This window comes from Chryseobacterium sp. YIM B08800 (assembly GCF_026163565.1).
In the GTDB taxonomy this organism is placed as follows: domain Bacteria; phylum Bacteroidota; class Bacteroidia; order Flavobacteriales; family Weeksellaceae; genus Chryseobacterium.
The window spans coordinates 32,714-48,498 of sequence record NZ_JAPDKN010000029.1; the positions used below are offsets into that span (position 1 = coordinate 32,714).

At 33.6% G+C, this 15,785-nt stretch carries 15 protein-coding genes; all 15 read left to right on the plus strand.

What is annotated here, in order from left to right:
- Positions 1 to 10: 10 nt before the first annotated feature.
- Complete coding sequence (locus OEW74_RS12290) at positions 11 to 1,027, plus strand: T9SS type A sorting domain-containing protein (protein WP_265428771.1); 1,017 nt, start codon at positions 11 to 13, stop codon at positions 1,025 to 1,027.
- An 81-nt stretch (positions 1,028 to 1,108) separates the two neighbouring features.
- Positions 1,109 to 1,816: an SDR family oxidoreductase gene (locus tag OEW74_RS12295; protein WP_265428772.1), complete on the plus strand. Its 708-nt coding sequence runs from the start codon at positions 1,109 to 1,111 to the stop codon at positions 1,814 to 1,816.
- A gap of 280 nt (positions 1,817 to 2,096) precedes the next feature.
- Positions 2,097 to 2,843, plus strand: coding sequence for an electron transfer flavoprotein subunit beta/FixA family protein (locus tag OEW74_RS12300; RefSeq protein WP_265428773.1), 747 nt, complete (start codon positions 2,097 to 2,099; stop codon positions 2,841 to 2,843).
- A gap of 73 nt (positions 2,844 to 2,916) precedes the next feature.
- A complete protein-coding gene (locus OEW74_RS12305; protein ID WP_265428774.1) occupies positions 2,917 to 3,864 on the plus strand; it encodes an electron transfer flavoprotein subunit alpha/FixB family protein in 948 nt (315 codons plus the stop codon).
- A gap of 182 nt (positions 3,865 to 4,046) precedes the next feature.
- Positions 4,047 to 4,646, plus strand: coding sequence for a bifunctional nuclease family protein (locus OEW74_RS12310; protein ID WP_265428775.1), 600 nt, complete (start codon positions 4,047 to 4,049; stop codon positions 4,644 to 4,646).
- A gap of 21 nt (positions 4,647 to 4,667) precedes the next feature.
- Positions 4,668 to 6,050: a nucleoside permease gene (locus OEW74_RS12315; RefSeq protein ID WP_265428776.1), complete on the plus strand. Its 1,383-nt coding sequence runs from the start codon at positions 4,668 to 4,670 to the stop codon at positions 6,048 to 6,050.
- Between the two features lie 109 nt (positions 6,051 to 6,159).
- A complete protein-coding gene (locus OEW74_RS12320; RefSeq protein WP_265428777.1) occupies positions 6,160 to 6,714 on the plus strand; it encodes an RNA polymerase sigma factor in 555 nt (184 codons plus the stop codon).
- The gene (locus tag OEW74_RS12325) at positions 6,680 to 7,396 is read left to right on the plus strand and encodes a hypothetical protein (RefSeq protein ID WP_265428778.1); all 717 of its coding nucleotides are present in this window, start codon (positions 6,680 to 6,682) and stop codon (positions 7,394 to 7,396) included. The genes OEW74_RS12320 and OEW74_RS12325 overlap by 35 nt, the downstream gene beginning before the upstream one ends.
- 10 nt (positions 7,397 to 7,406) lie before the next feature.
- Complete coding sequence (locus tag OEW74_RS12330; protein WP_265428779.1) at positions 7,407 to 8,501, plus strand: hypothetical protein; 1,095 nt, start codon at positions 7,407 to 7,409, stop codon at positions 8,499 to 8,501.
- Between the two features lie 269 nt (positions 8,502 to 8,770).
- On the plus strand, positions 8,771 to 9,157 hold the full coding sequence (locus tag OEW74_RS12335) for a hypothetical protein (protein ID WP_175622993.1): 387 nt from the start codon (positions 8,771 to 8,773) through the stop codon (positions 9,155 to 9,157).
- 24 nt (positions 9,158 to 9,181) lie between these two features.
- Complete coding sequence (locus OEW74_RS12340; protein ID WP_265428780.1) at positions 9,182 to 10,360, plus strand: acetyl-CoA C-acyltransferase; 1,179 nt, start codon at positions 9,182 to 9,184, stop codon at positions 10,358 to 10,360.
- Positions 10,361 to 10,663: 303 nt separating this feature from the next.
- Positions 10,664 to 12,142 carry an MFS transporter gene (locus OEW74_RS12345; protein WP_265428781.1) on the plus strand — a complete coding sequence of 493 codons (1,479 nt, stop codon included), beginning with the start codon at positions 10,664 to 10,666 and terminating at the stop codon, positions 12,140 to 12,142.
- A gap of 74 nt (positions 12,143 to 12,216) precedes the next feature.
- On the plus strand, positions 12,217 to 13,149 hold the full coding sequence (locus OEW74_RS12350; protein ID WP_265428782.1) for a mevalonate kinase: 933 nt from the start codon (positions 12,217 to 12,219) through the stop codon (positions 13,147 to 13,149).
- Positions 13,150 to 13,159: 10 nt separating this feature from the next.
- Positions 13,160 to 14,089 carry a UbiA family prenyltransferase gene (locus OEW74_RS12355; RefSeq protein WP_265428783.1) on the plus strand — a complete coding sequence of 310 codons (930 nt, stop codon included), beginning with the start codon at positions 13,160 to 13,162 and terminating at the stop codon, positions 14,087 to 14,089.
- Positions 14,090 to 14,152: 63 nt separating this feature from the next.
- On the plus strand, positions 14,153 to 15,319 hold the full coding sequence (locus OEW74_RS12360) for a proline dehydrogenase family protein (protein ID WP_265428784.1): 1,167 nt from the start codon (positions 14,153 to 14,155) through the stop codon (positions 15,317 to 15,319).
- Positions 15,320 to 15,785 lie beyond the last annotated feature (466 nt).

A 15,785-nucleotide genomic window follows, 5' to 3' on the forward strand; every position in this document is an offset into this window, starting at 1 on the left:
ATTAAGTTTTATGAAAAAAGTTTTACTAGTTTTATCTACAGTGATAATTTCTACAAATGTGTTTTCGCAAGTTTTAGAGTCGGATAATTTTAATTCTTACACTCTTGGGAATGTATCTTCTTCAATGTCTGCTCCAGGGCAAGGTGGATTGAATCTTTATAATGGGGCAATTGCAGACTATCAGATTGTAGCTGGAGATGTTACCCATGCTAATTATCTTGCTGTAACAGGCGGATTAGATGGAGCATCTACTTCGTCAAGATATGTTTACAAAACAGGACTTGCAACAGCATGGACAAACAGAACATCTGGGAATAATATAATCAAAGGAAGTTTTGATCTTTATACCGGAACCTCTACTAATAAACATTTATCTGGTATTACAATTTTTAGTGCCACCTCTGGAATAGTTGGAATTGGTTATAATTCACAGACAAAAACTATAAATGGAAGAGCATACTTAAATATTACAGCAGATGCAACTCAAAACGGGTTTTATAATATAACAGGTTTAACAACAAATACTTATCCAGCTAATACATGGATGACATTAGGTTTTAGCTATAATAAGACAAGTGGCGCTATAACTTACGTTATCAATGGAGTTTCACAGACTTTAGCTGTTACAGGTGCTACTACTGCTTCTGGTTTAGATCCTGCAGAGTCTGATGTACACAGTAGCCCTACAAGAACATCAACAACAGATCCTGCAAACTCTGGAGCAACAACTTTTGGTATTGATAACTATTTGATTGAAGCTTCTAATAATGCAACTTTAGGAACATCTGATATAAAGAAAGATGTATCTTCAATTATTGCTATAGGTCCTAATCCGACAACTGAATATTTAAATGTTTTGACAGAATTAAAAATAAATAAAGTTGAAATCTTCGATATGTCTGGAAAAAAAATGAATTCTGTTTTAGAAGGTAATAGAATAAATGTGAAAAATCTTAATCCCGGAAGTTACTTAATTAATTTAGAGACTAAGAATGGGAAAACTACAGAGAAATTCATCAAAAAATAAATTACTGATCAATCTCAGTATAGTAAAAACGCTCCAATTGGGGCGTTTTTGTTATTTTAGAGTTTTAAAAAATTAAAAAAAATGATAGAAAATAAAGTAGCTTATATTACAGGAGGAACAAAAGGAGTAGGATACGGAATTGCAAAAATATTGCTTCAAAATAATGTTTCGGTTGCATTTTCAGGGAGAAAAAGGGGAGATGTCGAGAAAGTAGAAAACGAATTAAAACAATATTCTCAAAATGTTCTAGGCTTAATTTCAGATGTTAAAAATTTAGATAGCGAATTTAATGCAGTTAAAAACATCATAGAAAAATTCGGACGATTAGATTTTGTGATCGCCAATGCAGGATTGGGAATTTTCAAACCTGTTGACGAGCTAAGTTCTGAAGAATGGAATGAGATGATTGATACCAATTTAACAGGAGTTTTCCATACTCTGAAAGCTTCAGTTGAAGAATTGAAGAAAACCGAAGGATATTATATTACCATTTCAAGTTTGGCAGGAGCTAATTTCTTCGAAAACGGAACAGGTTACAATGCTTCAAAATTCGGCGTAGTAGGCTTTACTCAGGCTGCAATGATTGATTTAAGAAAGTATAATATAAAATCTACTGTAATAATGCCGGGCTCGGTTGCGACAAATTTTAACGGAAATATCCCTTCAGAAAAAGATGCTTGGAAAATTCAGCCGGATGATATGGGGAATTTGGTATTGGATATTTTGAAGATGAACCCAAGAGTTTTACCAAGCAAGATTGAGTTTAGAGCAACAAAACCAAAGTCTTAGAAACTTATAATGCGCTGAATAATAATTAAATAAGTATTATGCATGCATAATATATTTTTTATTTATATTTACAAAACTTAACAAACAAAAATAGCTTCCGAAAATCTCAGGATTTTAATAAGCTGAAAATAAAAATTTATAACACACATGGAGCCGTAAGGTGACATTTGGTAAATGAAAATAATTAAAACAACATATGAAATCGCCATGATTTGGAAACGCTTTTAGTAATGAAAACAAGCGATAACATATGGCAATTAAAAAACAATAAAATCTACATATGAAAATATTAGTTTGCATCAGTAGTGTTCCGGATACTACTTCAAAAATCAATTTTACAGCAGATAAATCTGCATTCGACAAAAACGGAATTCAGTGGGTAATCAATCCATTAGACGAATTCGCATTAACAAAAGCAATCAAATTACAAGAATCTCAGGGAGCAACTGTTACGGTTTTAAACGTAGGAGATGCTGGAACTGAGCCGGTAATCAGAAAAGCTTTGGCAATTGGTGCAAATGACGGAGTAAGAGTAAATCTTGACCCGAAAGACAGCTATTCTACAGCGAAAGAAATTGCTTCTGTAGCTCAGAATGGAGGATATGATTTAATTCTTTGTGGTAAAGAATCGATTGATTACAATGGAGGTTCTGTTCCTGGAATGGTTGCTCAGTTATTGAATCAGCCTTTCGTAAACGCTTCTGTTGGTTTAGATGTGAACGGAGCTGAAGCGACTGCAGTAAGAGAAATTGAAGGTGGTAAAGAAACTATTTCTGTGAAATTACCTGCTGTAATCGCTGGTCAGAAAGGATTAGTTGACGAAAAAGACTTAATTATTCCAAACATGAGAGGAATTATGTCTGCAAGAACAAAACCTTTGCAGGTGATAGAGCCTACTTCTTCTGAAGTGAAAGTTCAGGGAGTTTCTTATGACTCTGTTCCACCAAGAGCAGCTGTAAAAATCGTTTCTCCAGATAATTTAGATGAGTTGGTAAGACTTCTTCACGAGGAAGCTAAAGTTATTTAATTATTCAAAATTCAATATTCAAAATTCAAAAAATAACCTTGAATTTTGAACTTTAAATCTTAAATTCAAAATTATGTCAGTATTCGTATACGCAGAAAATATAAACGGAGTTTACAAAAAAGCAGCTTTCGAGGCAGTTTCTTACGCTAAAGCAGTGGCTGATCAGGCGGGAACTACCGTTACAGCGATTTCTGTAAACCCAACAGATTCTTCAGATTTATTGTATAAATATGGAGCAACAAACGTAATCAACATCAAAGACGAAGGTCTTAAAAATTTCTCAGCAAAAGCTTATGCGCAAGCTGTAAGTGAAGTTGCAGACGGAAATATCCTTGTTTTTCCTCACACAACCGATGCTTCTTCTGTAGCGCCAATGTTGGCTGTAATGAAGAATTATTCTTTAATTACCAATGTTTTGGAAGCTCCGGAAAGTCAGTCTCCTTTTCAGGTGAAAAGAAAAGCTTTCTCTGGGAAAGGCTTCATGCATGCAAAAGCTGAAGGAACAGGAGTAATCCTTACTGTTTCTCAAAATGCTTTCGGTGTTAAAGAAAATGCAGTTTCTGGTTCAGAAGAAGTGAAAAATCTTTCTGTTGCTAATGAAGATACTAAAGTTATCTCTCACGAGCAGAGTTCAGGGAAATTAGATTTAAAAGAAGCTGAAATAGTAGTTTCTGCAGGTAGAGGATTGAAAGGTCCTGAAAACTGGGGAATGGTAGAAGATTTAGCAAATGTTTTAGGTGCTGCAACGGCTTGTTCAAAACCGGTTTCAGACATCGGATGGAGACCTCACACAGAACACGTAGGCCAAACAGGTAAAGCAATTGCACCTAATCTTTATATTGCAATTGGTATTTCTGGAGCGATTCAGCATTTGGCTGGAGTAAACTCTTCTAAAACAATCGTGGTAATCAACAGTGATGCTGAAGCTCCGTTCTTCAAATCGGCTGATTACGGTGTTGTAGGAGATGCTTTCCATATTATCCCTGCATTAACTGAGAAAATTAAAGCACTTAAAGGATAGAAAGGTCAATAGTGAATTCTGCTTCGCAGGTCAATAGTGAATTTTTTAAAATTGACAACGAAGTGAATTGACATTTGACTATTCACAATTTCAATAAATACAATAAAAGCTCGGCTTCCGGGCTTTTATTTTTGTCTAAAAAAGTAAAACCTACAATAAAAAATTAATTTATATTTGTAGTCATGGATTATAAACAGCTAATCATACGCGGAATATCGTACAGCCAGACCCAATCGGGCGCTTACGCATTGCTATTGGAACATGAAGAAACAAACATTAAATTGCCCGTGGTTATCGGTAATTTTGAAGCGCAATCCATTTCTTTAGGCCTAGAAAAAGACATTCATCCGCCACGCCCGCTTACACACGATTTATTTACGAAATTTATTATTTCTACGAATTATAAATTGGTTTCTGTAATCATTTATCAGATTGTAGACGGCGTTTTCTTTTCAAATATTAATTTTAAAAATTCTGAAACCGAGGAAGAGCTGATTCTTGATGCAAGAACTTCAGATGCTGTTGCAATGGCAGTAAGATTTGATGCGCCAATTTACACAACACAGCAGGTTTTAAACGAAGCCGGAATTTTATTGGAATTGGAAGAAGTAGCTAAAGAAGAAGAACCTTTTTCTGAAACAGTACAAGCAGAAGACAGCTTGAAGTCTGTCTCAATGGAGGAATTGCAGAAATTGCTGGATGAAGCCGTAAAAGAAGAAGATTTTGATACCGCTCTTGAGATTCAGGAAGAAATCAAAAGGCGAAAAAAGAAAATAGATTAAAGAGATATTTACAATTAAAAAATGAATTTAAAATTACGATTGACCATCCTCAGCTTTCTCCAGTTTTTTGTTTGGGGAGCTTGGCTTATTACGATGGCAAATTTTTGGTTCGGAACAAAACAGTGGGACGGAACGCAGTTCGGTGCTGTTTTTGGAACCATGGGAATTGCTTCGATTTTTATGCCGACCATCACCGGAATTATTGCTGACCGATGGATAAATGCCGAAAAAATATTTTCTGCCTTACAGATTCTTTACGGAATTACCCTTTTTATTTTACCACATAGCGAAGATCCCAACTCATTCTTTACAGTAATGTTGGTCGCAATGTGCTTTTATATGCCTACAATTGCTTTGGCAAACTCTATTTCTTATACAGTTTTAAAGAACAGTAATTTAGATGTTGTAAAAGATTTTCCACCCATCAGAGTTTGGGGAACGGTAGGATTTATTGTTGCAATGTGGATTACCAATCTTACAGGAAACAAAGCGACAGAAGGTCAATTTTATATCGGAGGAGTTGCAGCAATTATTCTTGGAATTTATGCTTTAACATTACCAAAATGTCCGCCTCAGAGACTAATTGACAAAGATGCGCCTTTATCTGAACAACTTGGGTTAAATGCTTTTAAGCTTTTCAAAAACTATAAAACTGCATTGTTCTTCTTATTCTCAATGCTTTTGGGAGCAGCTTTACAGTTGACAAACGCTTATGGAGATGTATTTTTAAGTGAGTTTTCACACTTTCCAAAGTATGCAGATTCTTTCGTCGTACAGAGATCAACGATTATTATGTCGATTTCTCAGGTTTCAGAGACCTTATTTATTTTAGCAATTCCTTTTTTCTTAAAAAGATTTGGGATTAAATATGTAATGCTTTTCTCGATGTTTGCTTGGGTTTTAAGATTCGGATTCTTTGCTTATGGTGTTCCTGAAGGGTATGGTTTGGTTTTGATTATTATGTCGTGTATTGTATATGGAATGGCATTCGATTTCTTTAATATTTCAGGTTCTCTTTTTGTTGAGACTACTACAGATAAAAAGATTCGTTCTTCTGCACAAGGTTTATTTATGATGATGACCAATGGTTTTGGGGCGGTTTTCGGAAGTTATATTGCAGGTTGGGCGATTGATAAATTTTTCACGCATAGATTTACAACAGCAGCTGAGCTATCTACTTACCTTGAAACAACACCAGATAATCAGTCATTTTTAAATATTCTTAAGAATAGTTTTAATTCTGTGGTGAACGCAGACGGAACTCTATCAACGGTAGTAATGATGAAAGATTGGCATCATATCTGGCTTTCTTTTGCAGCTTATGCCTTGGTTCTTTCTATTCTTTTTTGGGTATTATTTAAACATAAACACGACCCTAAAGCTGTCGAAAATATGAGTCATTAATTTGCTGATAAACTAAATATAGATTGCACTTTTGAAAAAAAAGTGCAATTTTTTTTACTTTTAGACAACCATTTTCAAACTGTACCGTCTTATAGATAGAAACTACTACATGAAGCATTTAGAAGAGAATTTTAAACTTGCCAAAAAACATGATCGGAGAGCCCAGAAAGCACTTTACGATTTGTTTTCAGCTAAAATGTTGGCGGTTGCAAATTCTTATACTAATAATATTCATGATGCAGAAGATATATTGCTGAATGCTTTTCTGAAATGTTTCAATAAAATCAACGATTGCAAAGACTGGAAAAGCTTTCCGTTTTGGCTGAGAAAAATTGTAGTAAATGACTCAATATCTTTTGTCAGAAGAAATAAGAATATTTTGTACACAGATATTGAAGTTGCTGATGAATTTCCTGAAGAAGAACTGGAGGAAAGTTTAAATAAAATCAATATCGAAGAAATTTTTTCTCAAATGCCGACAGGTTACCGATTGATTTTTAATCTCTACGTTTTTGAAGATAAAAAACATCAGGAAATCGCAGAAATTCTGAATATTTCAGAGGGTACAAGTAAAAGCCAGCTCAGCAAAGCCAAAAAATGGATTGCTGATTATTTAAAATCAAAAGAAAATGGACAAAAAAATACGGAAACAGTTAAAAACTGACTACGAATACCTCGAAATAAATCCTTCTGCGAATCTTTGGGAGCAAATTGAACTTGGATTAGATAATAACTCTGAAACGGCGCAAAAACCCTCGTTTCAATGGTGGAAATATGCTGCAGTAATTGTTCTTTTGTTATCATTTGGAACCTTGTTTTATTATAATTCTGATCAGTTTCTTAAACCTAAAGAAACAATTGCAGTTAAAAAGCCTGTAGAAAATAACAGTAAGCCAAAAGAAAATACTGAATCTGTTGCTGAAAATAAAATTGAGAATCTAAATAATACTTCTGAAATAAGTATTAAATCAGAAAAAAGTCAGAAAAAACAAGCGGAAGTATTAGTTCAAAACCAATCTGAAGTTTTAAAAGAGGCTCCGAAAATTGTCAATACAGAACCCGAAGTCAGTCTAAAGCCTGAAATTGAGATTAATAACAAACCAGAACAGCAAACCCCTGAATCTCCTCAATTAGCAACCACACAACCTGTTTTGAAAGCTAATAAAGTAAAATATGTTACTGCAAACGATCTTATTTTTCAACGAAAATACAGCATCGAAAAGAAAGAAAATACTCAGGAAAATGGGAAAAGACTTGGGATTATTACGATTAATAGAATCAACGTTAGTCCGGAATTGATTACCATTTTTAACGTTAGCAATAACAATACAAACGAACAAAAATAATTCATCAGATATGAAACAAAAAATACTATTAACAGGAGCTTTTATGTTTCTGTTCGTAATCGGTTTTTCCCAAGATAAAGCAACTTTGAGAAAACAGATGGAAACTTATACCAACAAAATCGACAGCGTGGTTGTTGAAGAACGCAACAAAATGAATGCTGAATTTGATTTGCTTGAAAAAAAAATGAAAGCCGGTGAAATCTCTGAAAAAGAGATGAACGAACAGAAAAATACAGTTGCCATTCGATACGAAGCGATTATAAATGACGAGATCGATAGACAAAAAGATGAATACGAAGAAATAACAGGGAAAACGGTAAGAAGAGCACTTTTCAAAAGCAATCTTACTAAAAATAATAATCTATTCAGAACAGCAAGAGGCGCTTTATTGGATCTTACATTCGAGCAACCTGAGTTTGATGAGCCTGAAGATCCTAAAAATTATCTGCAAAGTTTCGGGTATGTTGCAGGAATTTCCTTAACTAATTACACAGATAATAAGTTTTTTAATTTCTCTAAAGGAAATGAACTTAAAAACTCTATGGCTGCAAATTTTACTCTGCGTTACGAAAATCAGTTAGGTAAAACAACAAGCCCTGTTTTTTATCGTGTAGGATTAGGTTGGAGACTTGAAAGCATCATTCCTTCCAACCACAAAATTTTTGTTCAGGATGATAAAAACCTTTATTTGACAGATTTTAGGGGCAATAACTTTAAAAGTGCCTGGTTAAGAACCGACTATATTTACGTTCCGCTAGAAGCAATTTTCGTATTAAATCCAAAATACAAAGAGTATAAAGGAGTAAATTATATTGATAATACGAAAAAACAATTACGCATCGGATTAGGGCTTTATGGCGGGGCTAAAATAAATGACAGAATCCATCTTCAATACAAAAATGATTTTGGAAACCGTGTTTATAACCGTGAAGGAGTATCAAAAGGATTAAATCCTTTTATATTTGGAGGCAAAATTTCGATAGAATATTTTGGGTTTAATATTTATGTGATGAAAGATTTTACACCTATTTTCAATAATGATGCATTAATTAGTAACAAAAGAGGAGTACAGATCGGTATAGATCTTTGGGCATTAACATTTTAATTTTCAGAAAGATTTCACAATACTTTTAATGATAATGGTTTGCAAACAGTTAATATTGTCTACAAATTGGTTTGCAAATAGTAATTATTAATTTTTAAATATATATTAAAATTAAATTAATGTTAAATAATTAATAAATTTTAAATGATAATTTTATCTAAATAGTATTATCATTCTTAAATAAATGATTTTAAAACATACTTATAAAAAGTATGTTTTTTTTTGTATTTTGGCATTCTGAGATTCATTTAAAATTGTAAAATAAAGTAATGAAAAATTTACAGCTTTTAGGATTGCTTTTGGTTGTGGTGGGGAGCTTTTTACCCCTCGTTCATGTTCCTATTATAGGAAACTGGAATTACTGGCAGCTCGATCATTATTTAGCGATTTTCTGCTGGATATTCTGTGCATGTGCACTTTTCGGGATTGTAAACAACCGCGCAAAACTCGTTAATACTTTTGCTGTATTTCTGCTTATTTTATTTGTATTTAGCTTATTTGCAATAAAATATCAGGCTTCAAGCTACTTCAGCTTTTTACCATTCAAATCTTGGACGAAAGCTTTAGCCGGAACAGTAAAACTACAATATGGGTGGTTTGCAGAGTTTTTGGGAGCATTAATTATGCTTTTCGTGAAATCTAAAAGAGAAAATTAAACTATAGTATAAAAGAGAAAAAATATGAAAGAAGTATTCATCGTTTCCGCAGTGAGAACACCAATGGGAAGTTTTATGGGAAGTTTATCTACAGTTCCTGCTACGAAATTGGGCGCTGCAGCGGTAAAAGGAGCATTAGATAAAATTAATCTTGATCCTAAAAACGTTCAGGAAATCTATATGGGAAATGTTCTTCAGGCAGGCGAAGGTCAGGCTCCGGCAAGACAGGTTGCTTTAGGAGCAGGGTTATCAAACGAAACTCCATCTACAACGATCAATAAAGTTTGTGCATCAGGAATGAAGGCTGTTTCAATGGCTGCACAAGCGATTAAAGCGGGTGATGCAGACGTAATTGTTGCAGGAGGTATGGAAAACATGTCGATGGTTCCTCATTACTATAATGCAAGAAACGCTACAAAATTAGGCGATGTAAAAATGCAGGACGGAATGGTTTTAGACGGTCTTACAGACGTTTACAACAAAGTTCACATGGGAGTTTGTGCAGAAAAATGTGCAACAGATTATAGCATTACAAGAGAAGATCAGGATCAATTTGCAATAGAATCTTACAAAAGATCTGCAAAAGCTTGGAGCGAAGGGAAATTCGCTGAAGAAGTTGTTCCTGTTTCAATTCCACAGAGAAAAGGAGACCCTATCATTTTCGCTGAAGATGAAGAATATAAAGCGGTAAATTTCGACAGACTACCTACGCTTCCTACCGTTTTCAAAAAAGAAGAAGGAACTGTTACTGCAGCTAATGCATCTACTTTAAATGACGGTGCTTCTGCTTTAATTCTTGTTTCTAAAGAGAAAATGGAAGAATTAGGATTGAAGCCTTTGGCAAAAATCGTTTCTTATGCTGATGCCGCTCACGAGCCTGAAAACTTTACAACAGCTCCTGCAAAAGCTTTACCGATTGCTCTTAAAAAAGCAGGTTTAGAAATTTCAGACATCGATTTCTTCGAATTTAACGAGGCTTTCTCTGTAGTTGGTTTGGCAAATAATAAAATCTTAGGATTAGATGCTGCTAAAGTAAACGTAAACGGTGGAGCAGTAGCTTTAGGACACCCGCTTGGAAGTTCTGGTTCAAGAATCATCGTTACTTTGATCAACGTTTTAAAGCAAAATAACGGTAAATATGGTGCTGCAGCTATCTGTAATGGTGGTGGTGGTGCTTCTGCAATCGTTATCGAAAACATGTAAAATTTAGTTTTATTGTTATATTGAAACCAAAAGCATTCGTGTTTTTGGTTTTTTTGTGTCTGAATTTTAAATTTTCTACTTTAAAATATTTGAAACTAGAACTTGCTCCGTAGGAGCAAAACCTTTGTAGAAAAAGATTGAGAAATAATCGGGAGCTCCGTAGGAGCGACACCTTTTGTCAATGAACATCATGTATTTCATCGTGTTTAATTTTAAGAAATCAATAAAATTTAGATGAAAAAAAATAAAAACTGCCGAATGTTCAGCGGTTTTTCTATTTTTGTGCAACTAATTTGTTTGAAAATGTCTGAAACTGAAATTCAACCTACTCAAAATATAAAAAATAACCCAAAGATCATGAAAGCTTGGGCGGTCTACGACTGGGCAAATTCTGTGTATTCTTTGGTAATTACCTCTGCGATATTCCCGATTTATTATACGATTCTTACCACTGCTTACAATAAAAAGGAATTTGTTCCGGAAGCAGGAGAAATTCAGGAAATTCCTGTAAGAAACATGATCAAGATCTTCGGGGATGCTTATGAGCCGGAAGCGGTTTTGAGTTTTTCTTATGCGATCTCATTTTTTTTAGTGGTGTTATTGTCTCCATTCTTATCTTCTTTGGCAGATACTATTGGTAATAAAAAATCCTTTCTTCAGTTTTTCTGTTACTTAGGAGCAACTTCTTGTATGGGATTAGCCATGTTTACAGGCATGGAAAATGTGTTTTTAGGATTACTTTTCAGTATTACGGCGAGTGTTGGTTTTTGGGGAAGTTTAGTATTTTATAACTCGTTTTTACCGGATATTGCTACTCCTGATAAACAGGATGCATTGTCTGCAAAAGGATATATTTACGGATATATTGGTTCTGTAGTTTTATTAATTATCTGTTTGGTTCTAATTCAGGTGGTGGCAAAAGGACCGGATCAGGCCAAGATTTATATCAGAATCAGCTTTTTATTAACAGGAGCTTGGTGGTTTGGTTTCTCACAATATACATTCAAACACTTACCGCAGTTTGGTGACGTGAAAGAAAAACTTCCTAAAGATTTAGTACTTTTAAACTATAAAAACATCTTTAAAAAACATCAGGAACAAGGAGGCTTTTTTGAAGTTTTAAAAGATAATATCAGTTTCTATAAAGACATTGCTAAAGAGAGTTTTAGAGAATTATTCAGTGTGGGAAACAAGCTTTTTTCAGACAAAGCTTTGAAGTTTTTCCTGTCGAGTTTCTTCTTTTACAGTGTAGGAATGCAAACAATCTTTTTAATGGCAGTTCCTTTCGGAAGTACAGTGATTTTCCCTAAAGAAGCTGATAAATACAAGTTAATCATTACAATCTTAGTTATTCAGATTATTGCGATTTTCGGAGCGTTCTTATTTTCAAGATTATCTAAGAAAATTGGAAATAAAAATGTAATTACCATTGCTGTGATTATCTGGATTGCTTGCTGTTTATCTGCATATTCTTTAAACAAAGAAAATCCAAATGTTCAGCTTCAGTTTTATGGATTGGCTGGTTTAATAGGTTTGGTAATGGGTGGTCTTCAGGCAATGTCTAGATCAACTTATTCAAAACTTTTACCTGAAAATTCTATGGAAAACACAACGTATTTCAGTTTCTATGATGTACTTGAAAAAATTGCAATTATTACCGGAATGCTTATTTTCAGCGTGTTTATTCAAAGGTTTCATAATATGCAATATGCATTTATTTCGATGTCGGCATTTTTTGCAGCAGGAGCAATTCTTATCAGATTCTTAAAAACAAAGATATAAGTTGTACAATGGCTTAAAATTTGTTAATATTCAGCAGAATAATAGTAACTTTGCATAAAGATTTTTAACACAAAATGACGAACCCTTTATTTTACGCTAAAATTATCCTCTTCGGAGAGTACGGAATGATAGAAGATTCACAAGGTCTTGTAGTTCCTTACAGTTTCTATAAAGGCACTTTAAAGTTTTCAGACTCAGATTCAAATTCAGAATTTGAGAAAAAATCAAATTTTCATTTACAGAAATATGCTGATTTTCTGGAGAACTTAAGTCTTCCCGAACAGTTCAAATTAGATGTAAACCGTCTGAAAGAAGATATTTTAAACGGACTTTTCTTCGATTCTAATATTCCTCAAGGATATGGAGTCGGAAGTTCAGGAGCTTTGGTTGCTGCCATTTTCGAGAAATACAGCTTCACAAAACATGATCCTGAAAGTATTTCAAAAGAAAATCTTAAAAATATAAAATCCGTTTTTGGCGAAATGGAAAGTTATTTCCACGGTAAAAGTTCAGGAATGGATCCTTTGATTTGTTACATGAATCTTCCTATTCTTATCGAAAACAAGGAAAATTTAGACAAAGTAGCGATTCCAAAAGGAGAAGAAGGAAAAGGAGCAATTTTCCTGATTGATTCAGGAATTACAGGCGAAACAGGACCGATGATTCAGATTTTCTTTGAAAAAATGAAGACCGAAGGTTTCCGTAAAACTTTGAAAGAAGAGTTTATTCGTTACAACAACGCTTGTATTGACTCTTTCCTTAAAAAAGATATGAATCCGTTTTTTAGAAACCTTAAAAAGCTTTCTTATTGGGCATACGAACATTTCCGTCCGATGATCCCTGAAAGTATTTTCAATATCTGGAAAAAAGGTTTAGATTCTAATGCTTATTACCTTAAACTTTGCGGAAGTGGTGGTGGTGGCTATATTTTAGGTTTCACAAAAGACTACGAAAAAGCAGAAAAAATGCTTGACGGTTTCCAGAAAGAAGTGATTTATAGATTCTAAAAAGTTGGGAATGAGTTCTGAAAAAGAGAGTTTCCAACAGAAAAATTATATCCGAAAATCTTTATTTTACAGATTATCACAATTCGTGGGCTTTCTTTTAGGCGCACGTTTTTTTGTGGCTGTTTTGCTAACTTTCGCACTATATGTTTCTACTTTTTTTCTGTTTAATCAGGAGGAAAGTTTCAGGAAGTTTGTATTTGATTTCAAAGTTCATGGCATTATTTTCTGTACTGTTTTAAGTATTCTTGCAGGTGGAATTATCAATCAGTTCTACGATTTTGAAAAAGATCATATTGTAAAACCATTCCGTACAAGAATTCAGAGCTTTATTCAACAGAAATATTTTCTGTATGTGTATTTAGCTTTAACAGTAATTTCACTCGGTGTAGCAAGTTTTATTTCTTATCGGGTTTTAATTTTCTTTGTTGTTTATCAGTTCTTTATGTGGTTTTATAGCCATAAACTGAGCCGGATTTTAATTTTAAATAATCTCACTTTTGTAAGTTTAACATTATACCCTTTTTTTGGGATGATGGTTTATTACCAGACTTTTTCAAAGAAAGTTTTTTTAATGGCTATTTTTCTGTTTTTGATTCTTTTATGTATTGATATTGTGAAAGATACATTGACGAAAAGTGTTGATAAAGCTTTTGGTTATACTACAATTCCAAATTATTTTAAAAGTAAAAATACCAAGATCATTCTTGTCTCTTTGCTGATTGTAACGATGGCAGTTTCGATGAAACTTATTCTCAAAACAGGAATTTCGGGTTTTATGTCTTACTATTTTACCGGAGGTCTGTTTGTCATGGTTATCTGTGTTTATCTGCTTTTAAACTCCTCAAGACGAACTAAGTTTCTTACGCTCAATATTTTACGTCTCTGGGTTTTCATTGGAATTCTTGCAATGCTTCTTAACGGAATTGAAGGTAAATTGTAGAAAAAAAGCTTTAAAAAAGCTCAGGTTATTCTTACATTTGCACAATTAAATTAACAAAAAGGAATGCCCATTTTCAACGATACCAAAGTTGCATTTGCCGATAAAACGGATGCACAATTAAGAAAAGCCTATTGGATGTTTAAAATGATTGAACAGCCTGCTTTAACAAGTCTTGGAACTTCTGTCCTGAATTTTACCGTTCATAATAATTTTCCATTCGTTACCGGAATTGTGAAGAACACTTTGTTTGAGCAATTTGTAGGTGGAGAGACTCGTGAAGAGAGTATGAAAGTGGTAAAACAGCTTTTCAAAAGAGGAGTTGGGAGTATTTTCGACTATTCGATTGAAGGGAAAGAAGACGAAGAAACCTTTAATGCAGTTTGCCAGGAAATTAAAGATATCATTAAATTTTCTGTAGGAAATCCTGCAATTCCTTTTATTGTTTTTAAACCTACCGCATTCGGAAGAATTGATTTGTACAAAGCTGTCGGGAAAAATGCAGAACTGACTTCAAGCCAAAAAGAAGAATGGACGAGAGTGGTAAAAAGATTTGATGAGGTATGCAAACTTTGTCATGAGCATGATAAAAAAGTGATGGTTGATGCTGAAGAAACCTGGATGCAGGATGCTGCAGACCAGCTTTGTGAAGAGATGATGGAAAAATATAATCAGGAAAAACCGATTGTCTGGAACACCATTCAAATGTACAGAACGGGTCGTCTTGAGTATATGGAAGCGCATCTTCAGAGAGCTAGAGAAAAGAATTATTTTATTGGTTATAAGATCGTTCGTGGCGCTTACATGGAAAAAGAAAGAGCGAGAGCTGCAGAAAAAGGGTATGCAGATCCTATTCAGCCAACCAAAGATGCATCCGATAAAAATTACAATGCCGGAATCGATTTTGTGATGAATCATTTAGATAAAGTTTCTGCGTTCTTTGGAACTCACAACGAGATTTCATCTGAATTGGTGATGGATAAAATGAAGGCGAAAGGACTGGAAAATAACAATCCTCACATCTATTTTGGGCAACTTTACGGGATGAGTGATAACATTACATTCTATTTGTCTGATAAAGGCTATAATGCAACAAAATATCTTCCTTACGGACCTGTAAAAGACGTAGTTCCTTATCTTACCAGGAGAGCCAGAGAAAACACTTCTGTTGCCGGGCAAACCGGAAGAGAATTAGGTTTAATTAAAAAAGAATTAGACAGAAGAAGAAAGTAATTTTCTCTTTAGAATAATATAAAAGCTCGGTCATTTTGATCGAGTTTTTTCGTTTTTAAAATTTCAATAATAACACATTTAAATAATTTTCATGTGTATGAAATAACCCTTAAAAGTTAAATAAATTCTATCAAGATTATGAATTTAATGAAAGAAGTTATAAGAATTTTTCAAAGTTTCAGATAAGAAAATTGCATCAAATCTGCGGAGCAAAAATGTATTTTTAGGGTTGAAAATTATCAAAATAAAAGTTGTTTTTGGGCGTAAAAAAATAAAAAATTGAGGCAAAATTATCTTGATTTTTTCTCAATTTTTTTCAAGAAAATTATCCAAAAAGCTGAACAAATTACCAAATTTTTTGCGTGAGAAATTATGAATTTTTTAAAAAATGAGATGAAAAAATTGCTTTAAAACTGCAGACGAAAAATGTTTTTGAGATTTAAGAACTGCGAAAATAGTGGCAGTT